Origin of the sequence: Rhodococcoides trifolii, from assembly GCF_014635345.1 — a bacterium.
Lineage (GTDB): Bacteria > Actinomycetota > Actinomycetes > Mycobacteriales > Mycobacteriaceae > Rhodococcoides > Rhodococcoides trifolii.
Genome location: NZ_BMCU01000002.1, coordinates 79,031 through 99,889, shown reverse-complemented (window position 1 = coordinate 99,889; position 20,859 = coordinate 79,031). Strand labels below are relative to the sequence as shown.

General features: G+C 65.6%; 17 protein-coding genes. 6 read left to right on the top strand and 11 right to left on the bottom strand.

What is annotated here, in order from left to right; genetic code table 11:
• Window positions 1-112: 112 nt before the first annotated feature.
• Window positions 113-1,054, top strand: a complete 942-nt coding sequence (locus tag IEW02_RS07490) for a mechanosensitive ion channel family protein (RefSeq protein ID WP_229745876.1) — start codon at window positions 113-115, stop codon at window positions 1,052-1,054.
• A 16-nt stretch (window positions 1,055-1,070) separates the two neighbouring features.
• Complete coding sequence (locus IEW02_RS07485; RefSeq protein ID WP_188544206.1) at window positions 1,071-1,466, top strand: globin; 396 nt, start codon at window positions 1,071-1,073, stop codon at window positions 1,464-1,466.
• A gap of 9 nt (window positions 1,467-1,475) precedes the next feature.
• Here IEW02_RS07485 and IEW02_RS07480 read toward each other — a convergent pair whose 3' ends face one another.
• Window positions 1,476-1,907, bottom strand: a complete 432-nt coding sequence (locus tag IEW02_RS07480; RefSeq protein ID WP_188544205.1) for a cupin domain-containing protein — start codon at window positions 1,905-1,907, stop codon at window positions 1,476-1,478.
• A 154-nt stretch (window positions 1,908-2,061) separates the two neighbouring features.
• Here IEW02_RS07480 and IEW02_RS07475 point away from each other — a divergent pair, with 154 nt between their 5' ends.
• Complete coding sequence (locus tag IEW02_RS07475; RefSeq protein WP_188544204.1) at window positions 2,062-3,657, top strand: glycoside hydrolase family 13 protein; 1,596 nt, start codon at window positions 2,062-2,064, stop codon at window positions 3,655-3,657.
• Between the two features lie 2 nt (window positions 3,658-3,659).
• Here the strand turns inward: IEW02_RS07475 and IEW02_RS07470 are convergent, their stop codons facing one another.
• The 7 genes from IEW02_RS07470 to IEW02_RS07440 form a co-directional block, all read right to left on the bottom strand.
• On the bottom strand, window positions 3,660-4,313 hold the full coding sequence (locus IEW02_RS07470) for a DUF8185 domain-containing protein (RefSeq protein ID WP_229745875.1): 654 nt from the start codon (window positions 4,311-4,313) through the stop codon (window positions 3,660-3,662).
• Window positions 4,298-4,732, bottom strand: coding sequence for an acyl-CoA thioesterase (locus IEW02_RS07465; protein ID WP_371829922.1), 435 nt, complete (start codon window positions 4,730-4,732; stop codon window positions 4,298-4,300). The genes IEW02_RS07470 and IEW02_RS07465 overlap by 16 nt, the downstream gene beginning before the upstream one ends.
• Window positions 4,729-9,570: an NAD-glutamate dehydrogenase gene (locus IEW02_RS07460; protein ID WP_188545211.1), complete on the bottom strand. Its 4,842-nt coding sequence runs from the start codon at window positions 9,568-9,570 to the stop codon at window positions 4,729-4,731. Before IEW02_RS07460 ends, IEW02_RS07465 begins: the two co-directional genes overlap by 4 nt.
• 164 nt (window positions 9,571-9,734) lie before the next feature.
• Entirely contained in the window at window positions 9,735-10,142 is a 408-nt protein-coding gene (locus tag IEW02_RS07455) for an acyl-CoA thioesterase (RefSeq protein ID WP_188544203.1), read from the bottom strand.
• A gap of 9 nt (window positions 10,143-10,151) precedes the next feature.
• Entirely contained in the window at window positions 10,152-11,831 is a 1,680-nt protein-coding gene (ettA, locus tag IEW02_RS07450) for an energy-dependent translational throttle protein EttA (RefSeq protein ID WP_188544202.1), read from the bottom strand.
• A 130-nt stretch (window positions 11,832-11,961) separates the two neighbouring features.
• Window positions 11,962-12,417, bottom strand: coding sequence for a single-stranded DNA-binding protein (locus IEW02_RS07445; protein WP_188544201.1), 456 nt, complete (start codon window positions 12,415-12,417; stop codon window positions 11,962-11,964).
• Window positions 12,418-12,574: 157 nt separating this feature from the next.
• Complete coding sequence (locus IEW02_RS07440; RefSeq protein WP_229745873.1) at window positions 12,575-14,350, bottom strand: ABC transporter ATP-binding protein; 1,776 nt, start codon at window positions 14,348-14,350, stop codon at window positions 12,575-12,577.
• A 72-nt stretch (window positions 14,351-14,422) separates the two neighbouring features.
• Here IEW02_RS07440 and IEW02_RS07435 point away from each other — a divergent pair, with 72 nt between their 5' ends.
• On the top strand, window positions 14,423-14,863 hold the full coding sequence (locus tag IEW02_RS07435; protein WP_188544200.1) for a MarR family winged helix-turn-helix transcriptional regulator: 441 nt from the start codon (window positions 14,423-14,425) through the stop codon (window positions 14,861-14,863).
• A gap of 37 nt (window positions 14,864-14,900) precedes the next feature.
• Here IEW02_RS07435 and IEW02_RS07430 read toward each other — a convergent pair whose 3' ends face one another.
• Complete coding sequence (locus IEW02_RS07430; protein ID WP_188544199.1) at window positions 14,901-16,424, bottom strand: MFS transporter; 1,524 nt, start codon at window positions 16,422-16,424, stop codon at window positions 14,901-14,903.
• A 104-nt stretch (window positions 16,425-16,528) separates the two neighbouring features.
• Between IEW02_RS07430 and IEW02_RS07425 the strand changes: the two genes are divergently transcribed.
• Both IEW02_RS07425 and IEW02_RS07420 read left to right on the top strand, forming a co-directional pair.
• Window positions 16,529-17,197 carry a TetR/AcrR family transcriptional regulator gene (locus tag IEW02_RS07425; RefSeq protein WP_229745872.1) on the top strand — a complete coding sequence of 223 codons (669 nt, stop codon included), beginning with the start codon at window positions 16,529-16,531 and terminating at the stop codon, window positions 17,195-17,197.
• Window positions 17,194-17,640 (top strand): GtrA family protein, encoded by a 447-nt coding sequence (locus IEW02_RS07420; RefSeq protein ID WP_371829921.1) that lies wholly within the window; start codon window positions 17,194-17,196, stop codon window positions 17,638-17,640. The genes IEW02_RS07425 and IEW02_RS07420 overlap by 4 nt, the downstream gene beginning before the upstream one ends.
• Before the next feature lie 19 nt (window positions 17,641-17,659).
• Here IEW02_RS07420 and IEW02_RS07415 read toward each other — a convergent pair whose 3' ends face one another.
• Together IEW02_RS07415 and IEW02_RS07410 are read right to left on the bottom strand one after the other, a co-directional pair.
• Entirely contained in the window at window positions 17,660-19,690 is a 2,031-nt protein-coding gene (locus IEW02_RS07415) for a bifunctional copper resistance protein CopD/cytochrome c oxidase assembly protein (protein ID WP_188544198.1), read from the bottom strand.
• Between the two features lie 50 nt (window positions 19,691-19,740).
• On the bottom strand, window positions 19,741-20,850 hold the full coding sequence (locus tag IEW02_RS07410; protein ID WP_188544197.1) for an XdhC family protein: 1,110 nt from the start codon (window positions 20,848-20,850) through the stop codon (window positions 19,741-19,743).
• Window positions 20,851-20,859 lie beyond the last annotated feature (9 nt).

Genomic DNA, 20,859 nt, shown 5'->3' with positions numbered 1-20,859 from the left:
GGCGCGCACGCTCATTCCGCGCCCCCGCGTCGTCCATTCGGTGAACGTTCCGTGACCGGACGCACCCACTGGACTCGGTGGCGCGATCGCAGTGGATCCGTAGACTCTGTGCGTGTATCCCTTCGAGCAGACTGCTGTCCTTGCCCTGCAACTGTCCGACACGGGCCGCAATTGGCTCATCGAACGTCCTGCGCAGATCCTCGGGTATCTGCTTCTGGCCTTGGTGATTCGCTTCCTTCTCCACAGGACCATCGACAGGTTCACCACCAGGCGAAAGCCGTCGGATCGGTCGCCGGCCATGCTTCGCCCCCTCAAGGACCGTGCTCCTAGCGGCCTGAAGACGTCGATTCTCACCGAGCGCCGCAGTCAGCGTGCGCGCACCATCGGCTCGGTTCTCAAATCGGCTGTGTCCGTTGTGATCCTGGTGTGGTTCCTACTCTCGGCACTCACAATCGTGGGTATCAACGTGACCCCGTTCATCGCGTCGGCAGGAATCGTCGGTCTTGCCTTCGGTTTCGGCGCGCAGAACCTGGTCCGCGACTTCCTCTCGGGCATCTTCATGCTCCTCGAGGATCAGTACGGTGTCGGCGACGTGGTCGATCTGGGCGAGGCCAGCGGCACCGTCGAGTCCGTGGGCCTGCGCGTCACGACGGTGCGCGACGTGTCGGGCACCCTGTGGTACGTCCGCAACGGAGAAGTGCTGCGTGTGGGCAACATGAGCCAGGGCCACGCCGTGGCGGTGCTCGACCTTCCCGTCTCGCACAGCGCCGACATCGACGAAGCGTGCGAGGTGGCCGAGCGAGCCACGCAGTCCGTGATCGAGAGCGGCGACTTCGACGAGGACGTTCTCGAGGCACCGGAAATGCTCGGTGTGAACGCGGTGACCGCGGACACCGTGACCATCCGCATCACCATCAAGGTTCGACCCGGCCGCCAATGGGCAGTCCAACGTCGTCTGCATCGGGCAATTCTGGACGCGTTCGACGACTCGTCGATCGCTGCCCCGTATCCCCATGGCCGCCCGGGCGGCCCCGTGCAGACCCTGACCAAGTAACCGGAGGACGGACACGATGACCGAGCCGCAGCAGACGTTCTACGACGCCGTCGGTGGTGCCGAGACGTTCCGTGCGCTCACCGCTCGGTTCTACGAGGAGATCGCCCGCGACGAGGTGGTGCGCCCGCTCTACCCCGAAGAGGACCTCGGGCCCGCGGAACGGCGCATGCGGATGTTCCTGGAGCAGTACTGGGGTGGGCCTCGGACGTACTCCGACGAACGCGGTCATCCGCGGCTACGTCTGCGCCATGCACCGTTTCGGATCGGACCCCTCGAGCGGGACGCCTGGCTTCGCTGCATGATGACGGCGATCGCGTCCATCGACTCGGCCACCATGGACGACGAACACCGCCGCCTTCTCGTCGAGTACGTCGAGATGGCGGCGGCGTCGATGGTCAACTCACCGCTGTAGCGACGAGCGTCAGGCGAACGCCTTCGCAGACTTGGAGCCCTTGAGCTTGCGCATGACGCGCATCGTGAACCAGAGGGTCTTCGGCAAGTGGGGGCGGAGGATGGCGTGCTTGCGAACGTAGGTCGGGACGTACCACTCGGCCCACGTTCCGGCCGCGAACAGCGCGGCGTCGCCGGCGCGCAGTGTGCGGGCATCCCCGTTCGCGGCACGAACGACGACCTCACCCTCGATGATGTGGATGGTCTCGTCGCTGTCGAAATACCAGTTGAAGCGTCCGGCCGTGCAGTCCCAGACCCAGGTCGAGGTACTGCTGTCGAGACTCTGAGACCACTTGCCGCTCCGTGCGACCGGGTTGCCCTCCAGAATCCAGGTGGGCTCGATGGGTGCCGGTTGGAGCACCACATCGTTCAAGCTCACAGACTCGAAAACCGAACTTGTCATCCGCGTTCCTTTACCTTTTCTTGGAAATTGGTATGAAAGTACATGACGAACCGGTCACTGTGCATCATTCAAGTAAACGAATCGGCGAAATTTTCCGACGGGCTCGGGCGGGGGCGGCGGGATGGGGACGACTCGTTTGGCACTATGAGCCCTTGTGAGTACTGCGACCGAACCCCCGCGCGGCAGCGCGGCCGAAGACGACTGGTGGACGGACGCGGTTTTCTATCAGATCTACCCCCGATCGTTCGCCGACTCCGACGGTGACGGCGTCGGCGACCTGGGTGGTGTCCGCGACAAGCTGGGCTACCTCGAACTCCTCGGTGTCGGCGCCATCTGGCTCAGCCCTGTCATGCGCTCCCCCATGGCGGACCACGGCTACGACGTCTCCGACCCGCGGGACATCGACCCGTTGTTCGGGTCGCTCGAGGTCATGGACGCTCTGATCGTCGAAGCACACGCACGCGGGATCAAGGTCACCATGGACCTCGTCCCCAACCACACGAGCGACCAGCACGAGTGGTTCCGGGCCGCCGTGGCTGCACCGGCAGGGAGCGACGAACGATCGCGCTACATCTTTCGGGACGGCCGGGGCGACGGGTCGCAGCCGCCCAACAACTGGCCCAGCATCTTCGGCGGACCGGCCTGGACCCGCGTCGTCGAGCCGTCCGGCGAACCCGGACAGTGGTATCTCCACCTCTTCGCACCGGAACAGCCGGACCTGAACTGGGAGAACCCCGAAGTTCCCGAAGACCTCGCACGCACGCTGCGATTCTGGTTGGACCGTGGCGTCGACGGATTTCGTATCGACGTCGCACACGGGATGGCCAAACCGGCCGGGCTTCCCGACATGGACCTCTCCGTCAACGAGCTCCTCAAGAACGACGACAACGACCCCCGCTTCAATCACGAGTCCGTCCACGAGATCCACCGCGGTATCCGCCGAGTGATCGACGAGTACCCGGGCGCGATGACTGTCGGCGAGATCTGGGTCGAGGACAACGAACGCTTCGGCGAGTACCTGCGGCCCGACGAGCTCACCCTCGGCTTCAACTTCCGGCTTGCCGAAGCGGCCTTCGACGCGACGGCCATCCGCGATGCCGTGGACAACTCGATCGCCGCGGTCGAACGCGTCGGAGGTACGCCGACGTGGACGCTGTCGAACCACGACATCACCCGTGAGGTGACCCGGTACGGCGGCGGGTCCGTGGGGCTGCTGCGCGCCAGAGCGATGGCATTGTTCATGCTCGCCCTCCCGGGAGTTCCGTTCGTCTACAACGGATCCGAGTTGGGACTGCCGAACGCCGACCTACCCGACGAAGTGCTGCAGGACCCGGTGTGGGAACGATCCGGTCACACCGAGCGTGGGCGCGACGGGTGCCGGGTACCCCTCCCCTGGGAGGGCGAGACGCCCCCGTTTGCCTTCTCCACCACCGCGCAGACGTGGCTCCCCATGCCGGCCGACTGGGCGTCGTCGACAGTCGAGGTGCAACTCGAAGACGTCGACTCCATTCTCAACCTGTACCGCACGGCGATCGAATTACGTTCGGCACGAACAGAATTCGCGCACAGCGGCATCGATTGGTACGGCAGCCCGCCGGGGTGTCTTGCGTTTCGACGCCGCGGTGGGCTGATCTGCGCACTGAACACGACAGACGACGCCATCCCGCTTCCACCGGGCGAGCTGCTCCTGACGAGCGCGCCGACCGAGGACGGACGCCTGGCGCCCAACTCGGCCGCCTGGCTGGTGTGAGATCAGCGAACGCTGAGCGGTAGTCGCGCAGTTCGGTTGACGGCAACCGATCCGTAGCGGGCGTCGAGGCGCAGCCACGACCTGTTGGTGCGCACTCTCACGGCCTCGTCCAGGGAGTCCGGCGCGAATCCCATGGCGTTGAGCGCGAACACCATTCGCATGGGAATTGCCGCGCGGCCGCCGTCGCCCACGACCTCGAGCACGTTCTGATCGAGCAGCGACACCGGCGGACCCTGACTGTGCTCGGACGCCAGCTCGACCCCCCGCTTGGCGAGGTCCACCAGCACCTGCGCGGGGACGTCGTCGACGTGGGCGAATCCGTCCTCCGGTGGTAGGACTCCCTGCCACGCAGAATCCATCGAGAAGCCGAGTTCGAACGGCGAACTGTCGGCTTGCCGAACGGACGCGAGCACCGCGTCGGCGGCCGCAGTGGTGTCGGCCGGGGCCACGGTCCCGCCGACCACCCGCACCGCCATCACCTCGAAACCGGTTGGCGCCCATGTCTCGACACGATCGCGTCCCCGCCGCCGCAGCCGCACGACCGCGGCCTCGTCCAGCCGGATCGCTCGGTGCAGGAACGTTGCCAGATCGTCCCGGTCGGCTGCCGACGGCACGGCCAGGGATCGCTCGGCGAGGGCGGTCACTCCGACTGCCACCGCAGCAGGTAGTCGCGTTCCTCCGTGGTCAACCGCCGCAACCGTTGAGTGTCGATGTCGAACGTCGCGATCTGCGTGGACGCGACGATCGCCGGCGGCGACGACATGTCGGCCCCGCGAGGGCGCACCTCGTAATTCGCGGTGAAGTCCACCGCCCGCACCTTCGACGTCCACATGAACACGTCGAGCGGTGAATCCTCGTGTCTGAGTTGGCCTCGGTACCGAACGTGGAGGTCGGCGATCACCGCGGAGTTGCGCAGCGATGCGGTGGGGACACCGTCGGCCATGAGCCACGGGATGCGCGCTTCCTCGAGAAGGGTGACCATCCGGGCGTGGTTGATGTGTTGATACACGTCCATGTCCGACCACCGCACCTCGACCGCGCAGTGATACCCCACCCGCGCGGCGATGTCCGTCACCGCGCCACCTCCGTGCGGCTTCCCGCGCCGCGCACCATGCTTCGCACCTGACCGGCAGCAACCGACAACGTTGCGAGGTCGAGCGTTCCCGATTCGCCGATCTCCCGCAGCGCCGACCGGGCCCGCGACAAGCGTGAGGCGTTGCCGGCTTCCCACTCGGTGATCATCTCCGCGGGCGTCTCCCCCGGTTCGCCGCCGGCCAGAACGTCGAGGGTCAACGAGCGGAGCGACGCGTACAGGTCGTCACGCAAAGCCAACCGCGCCAACGCGTGCCAGCGATCGCCACGCTCGAGACCCGACACTGCCGAGAGCAACCAGTCGACGCCGAGGTGCTCGTCCAGCGCGAAGTACAACCGTGCGACGTCTGCTTCGTCGTAACCACCGATGTCACTCGACTCGATCACGTCGAGAAGGCAGAACACGTCCAGCAGCCGGTAGACCTGCAGCGCCAATTCCTGCGGCGCTCCCGCGTCGATCGCCACCTGCGCCCGGATCTCGTTTCCGCGAGCTTGCCTGCCCTGCAACCATTCCGAGATGGATGGGGACAAGGCGCGCACCTTGCGGGCGAACCGCGTGATTTCCGCTCCGACTGCGATCGGCTGCGGGCGGTTGGACAACAGCCAGCGCGATCCACGATCGAGCAGTCGGCGCGATTCGAGGGTCAGCAGGTCCGACGCTGCCGTGGGCATCGGCGTCTGCGCGATGGTCGTCCACAATTCGCGCATGCCGAAGATCTGCGTGGTCGCGGTGAACGCACGCACCGCGTCCGTCGCACCGACACCGGAGTCCTCCGCCAACCGGAACGAATAGGTGATACCACCGAAATCGACTGTCTCGTTGGCGATTCTGGTCGCGACGATCTCGCGGCGGAGCGGGTGCGCCTTGATCGACGTCGCAAACCTGTCCCGCAGGGGCTCGGGGAAGTAGTCCGAGACCAGGCCGGCGAACACCTCGCCGTCGGGCAGATCCGTCGCCAGCAACTCCTCCTGCAGCGACAGTTTGACGTGGGCCATCAGCGTCGCGAGCTCGGGCGAGGTCAGGCCCGTGTGGTTCTGTTCGCGCCGGGCGATCTCGGACTTGGACGGCAGCACCTCGAGCTCCCGGTCGAGGCCCGTCCGGGCCACCATGTCCGCGATCAGTCGCGCGTGCACGCTGATCAGGGCCGGTGCGTCCGAACGCGAGGTTCCCAGCAGATCGTTCTGAGCAACGTTGTCCCACAACACCAATCGGCCGACTTCGTCGGTCATGGACGCCAGCAACGTGTTTCGTTCGTTCTCGGCCAGTTCACCCGAGTGGACCAGGGTGTCGAGGAGGATCTTGATGTTCACTTCGTGATCGGAGCAGTCGACACCGGCCGAATTGTCCACGGCGTCGGTGTTGATCTTGCCGCCGGCGGACGCGTATTCGATGCGCCCCAACGCGGTGACACCGAGGTTGCCGCCCTCGCCGACCACTTTGGCGCGAATGTCGCCGCCGTTGACGCGCACCGCGTCGTTGGACTTGTCCCCCACGTCTGCGTCGGACTCGATGCGCGCCTTGATGTAGGTGCCGATGCCTCCGTTCCACAACAGATCGACGGGCGCCCGCAGGATCGCACGCATCAGTTCCGGTGGCGACAGGGCGGTGACGTCCGCACCGAGGCCGAGGGCGTTGCGCGCGGCTGCGCTGATCGGAACCGATTTACGCGTCCGTTCCCATACCCCGCCTCCGTCGCTGATCAAGGACGTGTCGTAATCGGCCCAGGACGAGCGGGGCAGTTCGAACAGGCGTGACCGCTCGGCGAACGACCGAGCCGTATCCGGGGTGGGGTCGAGGAAGATGTGCCGATGGTCGAACGCGGCCACGATTCGAAGATGCTCGCTCAGCAGCATTCCGTTGCCGAACACGTCGCCGCTCATGTCACCGATTCCGACAGCGGTGAAATCCTGTGTCTGCGTGTCCACGTCGAGCTCGCGGAAGTGCCGCTTCACGCTCTCCCAGGCTCCCTTGGCGGTGATGCCCATCGCCTTGTGGTCGTAACCGACCGATCCGCCCGACGCGAACGCGTCACCCAACCAGAAGTCGTATTCGGCCGACACTTCGTTGGCGAGGTCGGAGAACGTCGCGGTTCCCTTGTCCGCGGCCACGACGAGATAGGAGTCGTCGCCGTCGCGGCGCACTACTCGCTGGGGCGGAAGGGTTGCACCCGTGGACCTGTCGAGGTTGTCGGTCACGTCCAGCAGTCCGGCGATGAACAACCGGTAGCAGGCGCGCCCCTCCGTCGCGGTGGCCTGTCGGTCGACGGCGACGTCACCGGTCGCGGTCGGTGGGCGCTTCACGACGAATCCGCCCTTGGCACCGACGGGAACGATCACCGCGTTCTTCACCGCCTGCGCCTTGGCGAGTCCGAGCACCTCGGTACGGAAGTCCTCGCGTCGATCCGACCAGCGGAGTCCGCCGCGCGCGACGGATCCGAAGCGCAGATGCACTCCCTCGACCCGCGGCGAGTAGACGAATATTTCGAATCGCGGCTTGGGCTTGGGCAGTTCGGCAATCGCCCGCGGATCGAACTTGAGCGACAGGAAGTCTCGCGGCGCACCGCGGTTGTCGACGACGTACTGATTGGTGCGCAAGGTAGCGCGAATGAGTCCGAACATCGCGCGCAGGATGCGATCCGCGTCGAGGCTGACGACCTCGTCGATGAGCGTGGTCAGTTCGGCAGCGAGCTCGTCCGCACGGTCGCTCGACGCGGTGTCGGGCTCGAATTGGGCTTCGAACAGATCGATCAGCAGCCGCGCCGTACGCGGGTTGCTCAGGAGCACGCCTTCGATGTTGAACTGGCTGTACGGAAAACCCGCCTGCCGCAGGTACTTCGCGTACGCCCGAAGCACCACCGTCTGCCGCCATTCGAGACCCGCTCGAAGCACGAGTTCGTTGAAACGGTCCGCTTCGGCCCGGCCGTACCAGACGGCGGTGAACGCATCGTTGAAGCGGCGGCTGACGCGTTGGGCCATCTCGTCGCCCGCTTCGAGCTCGGCGTCGATGTCGCGGTCGAGCGCCCCCCGCAGCACCTCCCGCCCGGCGGTGAGTCCGAAATCGTATATCCAGCAGCGTGATCCGTCAGGGCGAACCACCGCGTAGGGACGTTCGTCGACTACCTCCACTCCGAGACTCTGCAGCACCGGCAGCACCTGGCTGAGGGAGACCTCGTCACCGGCGACGTAGAGCGAGAACCGCCAGTGGCCGGTTTCGGAGTCCGCCCGGCGGTAGAGCTGCAGATCGATCGAGTGCTCCGGAAGTGCCTGGATGCGCACGATGTCCGAGACCGCACGGGTTGCGTCGAAGTCCTGCTTGTACGCATCGGGCAGCGACTCCCCATAGTGCGCCGCGATGTCCGGGGCCACCACCGTGTCCAGGTCGGCCACCGTGCGCAGAGAGTCCTCCCAGGTACGCGTCGCCTCGGTGATCAGTGCTTCGAGACGCAGCCGGTGGTCTTCGGACAGATCGGGGTCGGCGGGCGAACCGGGTTCGAACCGCACCGTGAAATGCAGTAGTGCGTGCGCACTTTCGGAGACCCGGGCGGTGTAGTCGATCGACACCCCGCCGAGCTCGGCGAGCAGAATGCGTCTGATCTCGAGCCGCACTCGGGTGGTGTAGCGCTCACGCGGCAGATAGACGAGGGCGGAGACGAATCGCCCGTATCCGTCTCGCCGCAGAATCAGCAGGACATCACCGCGCAGACCGATACCCTCCACTGCGGTGATGGCGTCGAACAGCGTGTCGGTATCCACGGAGAACAGTTCGGTACGGGGGAACGACTGCACCGTCTCGAGCATGGCCTGCCCGGAGTACGACGTGAGGGGATGACCAGCGCGCTCGATCGCCCGGCGCACCCGTCGTCCGACGACGGGAATGTCCAGCACACTGCCGTGCAGCGCGGTGATGGTGAAGGCACCGGCGAAGCGATGCTCGCCCACCTCGTTACCGTCGTCGTCGATGTCCTGAACACCGACGAAGTACGGGTAAGCGGATCGGTGAACCGACGCCGAGCTCGACCCCTGAGTCAGCACCAGGAGATCGCTGCGGCCGTCGATCCGGCCGGGCAGATCCACGTCGTCCGCTCCCGCATACTCGCGCAGAATGCCCAGACCTGATTCGGGAACCGGAACCAGAACGCCCGCGTCGAGGCGGTAGCGACGGTAACCGAGGAGCCGAAAGTTGTCCTCCGACAACCACCGAAGCAGTTCGGCCGCGTCCTTGCTGTCCTGCGAGGCGTCCGTACCGTCCAAGCGATCGGCAAGCTCGCGTTCGGTGGTCCGCATGGCCTCGGTGTCGGCGTCGACGCGTCGAACGTCGGCGAGCACTCGCGGCAGAGACTGTTCGATCGCGGACAGCACGGCCTCGGAGGTGGACGGATGCAGCTGCACGTGAATCCACGATTCGACGGTCGAGCCGGCGTCCGCGGCGGCGGCGTCGATGTCACCGATCTCCCGAATGGATCCGTCGTCGCCACGGGTGACACACACGATGGGGTGGACGACTTCGAGGATGTTCGCGCCCAGATCACCGAGCAGCGCGGTGACGGCTTCGACCAGCATCGGCATGTCGTCGGTGGCTACCTGCACGGCGGGGCCGAGGTCGCTGTCACTGCGCCGGTACACCGTGACGACGGGCTCTCCCGGCTCCCGCGACGACGCGAGTTCCCGGTGCCGACGCAGCACTTCTTCGCGGGGCGCACGGCACATCGACTCGAATTCGCTCGTGTCGACGTGGCGGAAATAGAGTTCCTCGTCCGACGCAATCCCGTCGGGTCGTTCCGCAGGCTCCACAGTCCTGTCGGGTCGTTCCGCAGGCTTCATTCCTCCTGCTGCCCCTACCGACGAACTCATCGAACCCCACCCTCTGGTTGATCGTGCGAGCCGCACCTGCGACGTCGCCACGAGCCTAGTGCCGACGTGCCGCGCCAGGGGAGACTCCATGAAGGCACCCGAGATGAGGGCGAAACACCGAAAAGGCGCGCGGGTCAGCTGACCTCGGACGCCACCGAGAACTCGTCGAACAGTGATCGTTCCGCGTCCGACCACGGGCGCGATGTCTCGGTTTCGGACTCGAAACCGACCATCACTGCGACCACTTCAGCGCAGACGCGGCCGTTTCGGTCCTTGACGACGTGCTGGATGTGGCAGCTCGTCGTCCCCACCCGGGTGACCGACACCTCGACCTCGAGGGGACCCGAGTTATCGGTGACGGGATGCAGGTAGTCGACCTCGAGCCTGCGCACCACGGTCGCACCGCGGTCGTCGAGACGCGACAGGAACTGAACCCGTGCTTCCTGCGCGTACTCGACGTACCGAACGTTGTTCACGTGCCCGAGACGATCGGAATCGGCCCACCGCACCTGGAGATGTGCAGTGAACGTCGCTCCCGACATCGGCGGCCGTCAGTCTCTGGTGAGCTTGCGGTGCGTCACCCGATGCGGGCGCGCCGCGTCCGGTCCGAGTCGCTGCACCTTGTTGGCTTCGTAGCCCTCGAAGTTGCCTTCGAACCAGTACCACGCCGCTTCGTTGTCACCGAAGCCGCCTTCCCACGCCAGGATGTGGGTACACGTGCGATCGAGGAACCAGCGATCGTGCGAGATCACCACGGCGCAGCCCGGGAATTCTTCGAGCGCGTTCTCCAGCGATCCGAGGGTTTCGACGTCGAGGTCGTTGGTGGGCTCGTCGAGCAGGATCAGGTTGCCACCCTGCTTGAGCGTCATCGCGAGGTTCAGACGGTTGCGCTCACCACCGGACAGGACGCCGGCCGGCTTCTGCTGGTCGTGTCCCTTGAAGCCGAACGAGCTGATGTAGGCGCGCGACGGGAATTCCTGGGTGCCGATGACGATGAAGTCGAGGCCGTCGGACACCGTCTCCCAGACCGTCTTCTTCGGGTCGATGCCCGAACGGTTCTGATCGACGTAGCTCAGCTTGACCGTCTGACCGATCTTGACTTCGCCGCCGTCCGGCTCCTCGAGTCCGACGATCGTCTTGAACAGCGTCGTCTTACCGACACCGTTGGGGCCGATCACTCCGACGATTCCGTTGCGCGGCAACGTGAACGAGAGATCCTTGATCAGGACGCGGCCGTCGAAGCCCTTGTCGAGATGCTTCACCTCCACCACCACGTCGCCGAGGCGCGGCGGGTTCGGGATCTGGATCTCGTCGAAGTCGAGCTTGCGGGTCTTGTCCGCCTCGGCAGCCATCTCGTCGTAGCGGTCGAGACGGGCCTTGTTCTTGGCTTGGCGTGCTTTGGCGCCCGACCGCACCCAGGCCAGTTCGTCCTTGAGCCGCTTCTGCAGCTTCTGGTCCTTCTTGCCCTGCACCTCGAGGCGCTCGGCCTTCTTCTCCAGGTACGTGGAGTAGTTGCCCTCGTACGGGTAGAGACGACCGCGGTCGACCTCGCAGATCCACTGCGCGACGTGATCGAGGAAGTACCGGTCGTGGGTGACGGCCAGGATGGCGCCGGCGTAGGCCGCGAGGTGCTGTTCGAGCCACAGCACCGACTCTGCGTCGAGGTGGTTGGTCGGTTCGTCGAGGAGCAGCAGGTCGGGTTTGCTGAGCAGCAGCTTGCACAGCGCGACGCGACGCTTCTCACCACCGGAGAGGTGGGTGACGCCCTCGTCGGGCGGCGGGCAGCGCAGTGCGTCCATCGCCTGCTCGAGCTGCGAGTCGATTTCCCACGCGTCGGCGTGATCCAGCTTCTCCTGCAGATCGCCCATTTCCTCCATGAGCTCGTCCGAGTAATCGGTGGCCATGAGTTCGGCGATCTCGTTGTACCGCTTGAGCTGCACCATCGTCTCGCCGAGGCCGTCTTCGACGTTCTCGCGGACGGTCTTGCTCTCGTCGAGCTCCGGCTCCTGCATCAGGATCCCGACGGTGGCGCCCTGCGCCAGGAATGCCTCACCGTTTCCGGGCTGGTCGATCCCCGCCATGATCTTGAGGATCGAGGACTTGCCGGCGCCGTTCGGCCCGACGACACCGATCTTCGCTCCCGGCAGGAAGCTCATGGTCACGTCGTCCAGGATTACTTTGTCGCCGTGCGCTTTGCGCACCTTCTTCATGGTGTAAATGAATTCCGCCACGAGTCCCTCTCGAATTTGCTTTTCGTCGCTTACCTGCGGTGTTGCAGCGGTAATGCGTTCGCAGAGAGTCTAGCCGCTGGCGACGACCGCCATGAGCGCCCCGGCTCGTCCAGGTCGGGGCGCTCACGGGTCAGACGCCGACGCTCTCGCGCTCGTCCGACTCCTCCGATTCCGACTCGAAGTGCTCGGACGTGTCCTGCTCCGCCGCCGGCTCGACCGGAGCCGGCTTGACCCGCTGCATCATGACCGAGCATCGCGAGAGGTCGGGCCCCACGGCAATCGCGCGAATGTCGAGATCGGCCCTGGACACGCCCTCCTTGGTGACGTACTCGTTCGTCTTCGCCACTCCGTGGACGATGACCGGGTCTCCTCGCATCAACGAGCTGGCGACGTTCCCCACCAACTTGTTCCAGCAGTTGACCGACGCGTAGAGCGTCCCGTTGTCCACCCACTCCCCCGTCTCGCGGTCGAAGCGGCGTGCGTTGCTGGCCACCCGAAAGCTGTACACCTCGGCCCCGGTGGTGGTGATGCGCTTGACCGGGTTCGTGATGATCTGCCCGACCACGGTCATGTAGGACTCGTACATGTCTCTCGCCTCTCGTTGGTCCGATTCGAGCGGATCGAATCGGGAGAATTCGAGTATGTGAGCCGTGTCGGCGTCTCGGGAGACACGACGGCGAACTGTGGACAACCGATGTCGGTTGTCCACAGTTCGCGTGAAGGGTGTTGCGCCGGAGCGCAATCTATGCCGCGGCCAATTCGCCCGACGACGTCAGCAACGTGGCGTAGCGGCCGCCGCGCTCGACGAGTTCGTCGTGGGTTCCGGATTCGGCAACCCGGCCGTGGTCGAGGACCATGATGCGATCGGCGTTGCGTACCGTCGAAAGCCTGTGTGCGACAACCACTGTGGTACGGCCGACCATCAGAGTGTCCAGGGCGTCCTGCAGCGCTCGCTCGGTGGCGTTGTCGAGCGCGCTCGTCGCTTCGTCCAGCAACAGGATCGGCGGGTTGCGAAGGACCGTGCGCGCGATGGCGAGTCGCTGCTTCTCCCCACCGGAGAATCGGTATCCCCGTTCCCCGACCACGGTGTCGTATCCGTCGTCGAGGGCGGTGATGAACTCGTGGATCTGCGCCGTCCGGGCGGCCTCCTCGATCTCGGCGTCCGTGGCATCGGGCTTGGCGAACCGCAGGTTCTCGCGGATCGACGCGTGGAAGAGGTAGGTCTCCTGCGACACGACGCCCACCAGACTCGACACCGACTCGAGCGACATGTCACGCAGGTCCACTCCGTCCACGGTGATGGAGCCGACCGTGGGGTCGTACAACCGTGCGGTGAGGTAGCCGAGAGTGGTCTTGCCGGAGCCGGTTTCGCCGACCACGGCCAGGGTGCTTCCGGCCGGGACCGTCAGATCGATGTCGGTGAGCGTGGGTGCGCTCGCGCTCGGGTAGGTGAAACCGACGCTGCGGAAGGACAGTTCACCGCGCACGTCGGACACGGTGGTGGCGTGCGCCGGCTCGTCGATCTCCACCGGCAGGTCGAGGTATTCGAAGACGCGGCCGAACAATGCGAGCGAACTCTGCACTTCGACACCGGTGTTCAACAACATCATCGTGGGCCGGAACAGCTGTGTCTGCAGGGTGGTGAACGCGACCAGGGTGCCGACGGTGATGGCGTTTCCGTGCCCGATGGTGAAGCCGGCGAACCAGTACACCAGAGCGGGCATGGCGGCGAAGCTGATCGACATCGTGGCCATGCGCCACTTTCCGGCCATCATCGACTGCAACTCGACGTCGGCGACCTCCGTCGACCGCGAGGTGAACCTGTCGGTGAGTGCTCTCGACGCACCTGTGGTCTTGCCCAGGAGAATTCCGCTGACCGAGAGCGACTCCTCGACCTGCACCGACAGGTCGCTGAGCAGCCGCTGCCGGGTTCCGGAGATGCGACGACGCTCGTCGCCGATCTTGCGGGCGATCCGCACGAACACCGGAAGAATGAGAAGCGAGAAGATGGCGAGACGCCAGTCGAGAAGGAACAGGGCGACGACGGTGGCCGCGACGGTGGTGGCGTTCTGAGCGATCGAGGTGGCCGTGTTGGTGACCACCGACTGCATTCCGCCGATGTCGTTGGCGATGCGCGACTGGACTTCACCGGTACGGGTCCGTGCGAAGAAGCCGAGCGATTGCCGCTGTAGGTGCGTGTACACGGACACGCGAAGCTGGTGCATCAGCTTCTGGCCGATGCTGTTGGACATCCAGGTCACGGCGACGCCGAGCACGCTGGTGACGACGGCGATGGCGATCATGCCGGCGGCGAGGACGGTCACGAGGGTGACGTTCGCTTCCGGAATTGCGTGATCGAGCATGTCGCGCAACAGGAGCGGTGATCCCAGCGCGACGATCGCGCTGATCACGATCACCAGCGACGTGAGCGCGATCTGGGGACGGTACGGGCGGAAGAGTGCGACGACTCGGCGCAACGGCGCGGGATCGTGTGTGTCTTTGGTGAAGGGTGCTGTCACGAGGACCTCCTGAAGTTCAATTGCGAGGCTACCTCATTATGAGGCTGACTGACACAACGCTAGACTCGGCGCATGCATTCCCGCGACCGTGATCTGTCGGATTCGTTCATGACCGTCGCGCGCGACATCCGGCGTCGGCAGATGTCCGCCCTCGAGCCGTTCGGACTGTCGCCGTCGCACAGTCGAGCGTTGCGCGTACTGGCCCGTGCCGACGAGCCGGTCCGACTCGGCTATCTGGCCGAACGACTGCACATCGTGCCGCGCTCGGCCACGGACGTGATCGATGCGCTCGAACAATCGGGGCACGTGCACCGACGCTCGGACCCGGCGGACCGCCGCGCCGTACTGATCGAGCTGACCGCCTCCGGTCGCACCTTGGTCTCGGAACTTGCCATCGCACAACGTCGGACCTCGTCCGATCTCTTCGACGTCCTCGACCCGGCCGAGCGGGACCAGTTGCGCTCGCTCCTGGACCGCATACAAGAAAGATCCGGCGCACCCGACCACCTGTGAAGTGGTCGGGTACACCGGATCCGGGATCTCTGCGACGTCAGTGCCCGACGACGATGGCTCCCTCGGCCGCGTCCGCCAGCTTGCCCGGACGAACCAGCACGGCAGCAACCACGGCGCCGAGGAGGAAGATCCCCGACGACCACCAGAACGTGGTGGTGTAGCTCGCGACCTCGGCGTTTGCCTGAAGCAGTGCGGCGCCTGCGGCATCGGTGACCGATCCCATGTGTGAACTCGCGTAGCTCGTTCCGGCCGACGCAGCGATGGTGCTCAGCAAGGCCGTTCCGATGGAGCCACCGATCTGCTGCATCGTGTTGACCGTCGCCGACGCCACACCCGAATCATCGGCGCTGACACCGGAAATGGCGCCCTGCATGGCCGGAGCGAAGGTTGCGCCCAACCCGACACCCATGATGATGAGCGACGGCAGGATGTGCGACACGTAATGACTGTCGAGCGTGATGCGCGTGAGCAGAGCCATGCCGATCGACGCGATGACCAGACCGGAGGTCATCAGAATGCGAGGACCGAAGCGCGGCAGGATGATCGACGTCGCCACGGTTGCGGTGACGATCAATGCGCCGATCATCGGCATGAACGCGAATCCGGTGGTGATCGGGGTGTACCCCAGGGTGTTCTGCAGGTAGTAGGTCAGGAACAGGAACACCGCGAACATGCCCGTGCCGGTGATGAACATGGCCAGGAACGACCCGCCGCGGGTGCGATCGAGAACGATGCGTAGCGGTAGCAACGGGTGCTCGACGCGGTTCTGCAGGTAGACGAACACTCCGAGCAGAACCACACCGACCGCCAGGAAGCCGATGGTCACGGCATCGGCCCAGCCGTCGGACTCCGCGTGTGCGAAGCCGTAGACGATCGAGAACAATGCTGCCGACACGGTGACTGTTCCGGGGATGTCGAGCTTCGGGCGGTGCGCCGAGGTGGTGTGCCGCTCGAGGAGCAGGAACCCGCCGACGAATGCCACCGCGGCGAAGATCAGGTTGACGTACAGGCTCCAGCGCCAGTTGGCCCATTCCGTCAGTACGCCACCGAGCAGGAGACCGATCGCGCCACCGCCGCCGGCCACGGCGCCGAAGATGCCGAACGCCTTCGCACGTTCCTTGGGATCGGTGAAGGTGGTGGCCAGCAACGACAGGGCAGCCGGCGCGAGAAGCGCACCGAAGATACCCTGACCTGCGCGGGCCGCGACCAGCATGCCGAAGTTCACGGCAGCGCCGCCGACTGCGGACATCACGGCGAAGCCGACCAGGCCGATCAGGAAGGTGTTACGACGACCGAAGAGGTCGCTGAGCCGCCCACCCAGGAGCAGCAGGCTGCCGAAGGCGAGTGCGTAGGACGTGACGACCCACGATCGGTCGGCGTTGTCGAAGCCGAGATCGAGCTGGGCGGCGGGCAGGGCGATGTTGACGACGGTCGCATCCAGCACGACCATGAGCTGCGCGAGACCGAGAACACCGAGGATGAACCACCTGGTGTTCGAGTTCTTCGCGGGTGCGTCGAGCGCCGGCGTTGTGTCGACTCTCTCAGTGGGTGATGTGGACATCGGGTCCTCGAATTGTCTATGCGGAGGTGTATCCTCCGGTTAAGCAAGATAGTAGCAGCTATGTGGAGGAACCACCTCCGCTTAATTTTCGAAACAGGACAAACGTGACTGTGAACCCGGACACGGTGAACCGCCCCCTCCGTGCGGACGCCGAGCGCAACAAACGTCGGATCGTCGACGCAGCCGCAGAATTGTTTGCAGCACGCGGCATCGACATCACGCTCGACGACGTGGCGGCGCACGCCGGCGTCGGTGTCGGCACCGTGTACCGACGATTCGCCAACAAACTCGAACTGATCGACGGCGTCTTCGAGCAACGGTTCGAGGATCTCCTCGAGCGCGCACGGATCATTCTGGGCAGTGACGAACCCTGGGATGCCATGGTCGAGTTCTTCGGTTGCGTCTGCGAGGGCATGTCGATGAATCGCGGCCTCGGTGAGATTGTCATGGGTAGCGACGACGGTTACGCCAAGGTGGCAGCGGTCAAGGCCAAACTCGATCCGCTGGTCGACAGAATCATCAACCGCGCCAAGCAGTCCGGAGACCTCAGAAGTGACGTGTCCGCGAACGACTTCTTCCCGCTGATCTACATGATCGGTGCCGCGACCGAGTGCACGGCCGCCGTGGACCCGGAGAACTGGCGTCGGTACTTCGCGATCGTCATCGACGGACTGCGAGAACGCCCCGACCGAACGACGACGTTGCCGGGCCGACCGTTCACCCAGGACGAGATCGCCTGCGTCAAGGCCGGAATGCACGGGCGCGGCCGGTGACTGCGCTGACCCGGCCGATCGCCCATACCCTCTCTCGTCTGGACAGCGATCGCGCACTGGCGCAACTCGTTCGGTTCGCGATGGTCGGTGGCGCAAGCAACATCGTGTACGTCGTGGTGTTCTTGCTGATGCGTCCGGAGGGCGCGCTGGTGGCCAACGCAGTCGGCGCGGCGAGCAGTACGGTCCTCGCCAACGAACTGCACCGCCGACTCACGTTCCATGCCGCCGACCGCGTCGGCTGGTTCACTGCTCAGTGGGAAGCGGGCGGGCTCGCGCTCGTCGGTCTGGTCGCCACCACCGCCGCCATCGCGGCGTTGGGAGTGGTGCTTCCGTCGGCCAGTGATTTCGTGGCCGCCGCAGTGGTGGTCACCGTGACCGCGATCGTCGGTGGTTTGCGCTTCATCGCATTGCGCGGCTTGGTGTTCCGCGGACCGGTCTTCTGACCCTCCGGTTCTCGGTGCATCAGCGACCTTCGCGCTCGCGACGCGCTAGCTCCGCGAACATGGCGTTGTGTGCCGCCAACGCTGCGTCGTCGTCCCGGTCCGCAGCGCGGTCCATTCGGACAGCTTCCTTACGGTCGGACCTCGACCACTGCACCAACAGTGCCAACATGACGAGCACCAGCGGGATTTCGCCTGTCGCCCAGGCTATTCCGCCCCCGAGCCGCTGATCCGCCAGCAGGTCGGAGTTCCACGGTAGCGACAGACCGCGGAAGAACACCTGACCCATGACGGAGTCGGTGCTCATCAGGGCGACGCCGAAGAACGCGTGGAACGGCAAGGAGCCGAACACCATCGCGAGCTTGGTCACCGGGGACAGCCGTCTCGGCGCCGGGTCCACACCGATGACGACCCAGTAGAACAGGTAACCGCTGAGCAGGAAGTGAGCGTTCATCAGCAGGTGCGCCGTGTGGGAGTCGACGGTCGAACCGTAGATCCCACCGAGATACAGCGCGTAGAAACCACCGACGAAAATGAAGGCCGCGATCAACGGTTGCGTGAAGAACTTCGACACCGGGCTGTGCAGAGCGTCGAGAATCCACTCGCGCGGACCGGGAATACCGTCCTTGCCCGCGGGCCGTAAGACGCGCAACGCCAAGGTTATCGGGCCGCCGAGCGCCAGCAGCACGGGCGCCAGCATTGACAGCGCCATGTGCGCGCCCATGTGCACACTGAACTGCGCCATCGAGTAGCGACCGACACCGGACGACGTTGCGAACAGCATCACCAGGCATCCCAGCACCCAGGCGACGGTCCGCCCGACGGGCCACGCGTCGCCACGGGCACGCATCCGGTACACGCCGTACAGGTAGAGCCCGGCCATCACGATGGCTGCCGTGCCGAAGATGAGGTCGAAGCGCCAGTCGAAGAGCAATCGTCCGAGCGTCGGCGGCCCGTCCAGGTTGTACCCGAGCTCGACTTCGGTGATGGTCAGGTTCAAGTTCGCGTCCGCGGGAGGTGGCGTACGAGCGAGACCGACCGCCAACCCGATCGTGGCCGCGAACACCAAGACCTCGGCGCCGGCGAAGCGCACCAAATTCCCGCGCGACGACGGATCGGCGGCGAGAGCGGGCAGGGCGCGCTGCCGCTGCACGTATCCGAAGACACCCAACACGATCAGAGCGACGACCTTGGCGATCACCAGTCGGCCGTAGGTCGAGGTGAACAGATCACTCAACGGGACGCGCACCAACGCGTTGACCACGCCGCTCGCGGCCATGACCACGAAGCACACGGTGGCGACGAGCGAGAACCGTCGGGCAGCGACATCGGTGTAGGCGCCGCGGCGGCGAGCGTGCGCAAGCAGCGCGAACAAGCCGCCTGCCCACAACGACGCCCCCACCAGGTGAAGGATGAGGCTGTTGGTCGCGAGATCGTGCGAGCCGCCCGCCGACGAGTGACCGGTGACGGCCAACGGCATCAACGATCCGATCGCCACGACCAACAGAACCGGTGTCCAGGCCCATCGCAGCACAGCCCGCGACGCGATCGCGAGCACGATGGCAACAACCGCAGTCCAGCGCCACGCGCTTGCGATCTCGACCTGTCCCAGGCCGGTCCACAGGTTGGTGGGGTTCAGCGCGACGGACACCGGTTGACCCGAGGTGTCGGACAGCGTCAGCGGCACGAGCACGATGGCGCAGGCCGCCCACACGACGGCAGCCGTCGAGGCCGTACGCACCGCACGGTAACCGTCGACGTCGAGGACACCCGATTTCTGAGGTGGTACGAGGAACGCCGCCAGCAGGAGCGACCCGATGGTGATGACGGCCGCCACCTCACCGAGCGCGCGCACAGCGGAGACGCCGTACGTGGTGACCGGACCGGGATCGGGAATGCCGAGGAGGACGAGAGCTTGTGACGCGGACAGCGCGACGATCAACGCAGCAACGACGGCCGCGATCAGACCGGCGCTGACGAAGACACCGAACGAACCGCTGCGAGGTTCGGACGTCCTCGCAGACTCGTTCCGTGAGAGTTCGGTGGTAGCCATGACTCCAGAGTAGATCGGCCGTACGACACGCCGTAGTGGCGTGGCAATGGTCAACCGTGATGGATACGGCCGGACAGGTCGCGCAAGGGCTCACCCTTGCCACCCCACCGCCGCGCGATGATCTCCGCGGCGATCGACACGGCCGTCTCCTCGGGCGTGCGCGCACCGAGGTCCAAGCCGATCGGGCTCGACAATCTGGCCAGCTGCGCGTCGCTGACCCCGGCTTTCCTCAGTTTCGTCATCCGTTCGACGTGGGTTCGCCGCGAGCCCATCGCACCCACGTATCCAACCTTGGGCAGCCGCAAGGCGGTCTCGAGGAGAGGCAGGTCGAACTTGGGGTCGTGTGTGAGAACGCACAGGACCGTGCGCTCGTCGATCTGTCCCGCGTCGTCCATTGCCCGCAGGTACCGGTGCGGCCAGTCCACGACCACGTCGTCGGCGGTCGGAAATCGCGCCGCGGTGGCGAAGATCGGGCGGGCGTCGCACACCGTCACTCGGTAGCCGAGAAGACCGCCCTGTCGCGCCAGCGCCGACGCGAAGTCGATGGCACCGAACACGATCATTCGGGCCCGCGGGGCGAAGGACGAGACGAACACCGTCATCCCGTCGCCCAGGCGTTCACCGTCGGTTCCGTAGTGCAGGACGTCGGTCGCGCCTGCTGCGAGCAGTCCGCGCGCATCGTCGGCGACTGCCTGATCCGCGCGTGCAGAGCCGAGAGTCCCAGACGCCGACGTCGGACGGACGACCAAGCGTCGACCCACCCACGCCGCGTCCGTGTGTTCGATGACGGTCGCGATAGCGACGGGCCGGTGGTTCTCGACGTCCGCCGCCACCTGGTCGAGATCCGCAAACGAGGCGGGCGAGATCGTCTCCACGAACACGTCGAGACTGCCGCCACAGGTGAGCCCGACAGCCATCGCATCGTCGTCGGTGACGCCGTACCTGAACAGCCCGGGCGCTGCTGCACCCGACGCCTCCTCGTACACGGCCCCTTCGACGCATCCACCGGAGACGGACCCGAACACGCGACCGTCCGGTGTCACCACCATCGATGCTCCCGGCGGGCGAGGCGCCGAGTCGAACGTGCGCACAACGGTTCCGACGCCAGCGGTACCACCGGATCGCCAGACCGCCATGATCTCGTTCAGAACCTCGCGCATTTCGCCCAT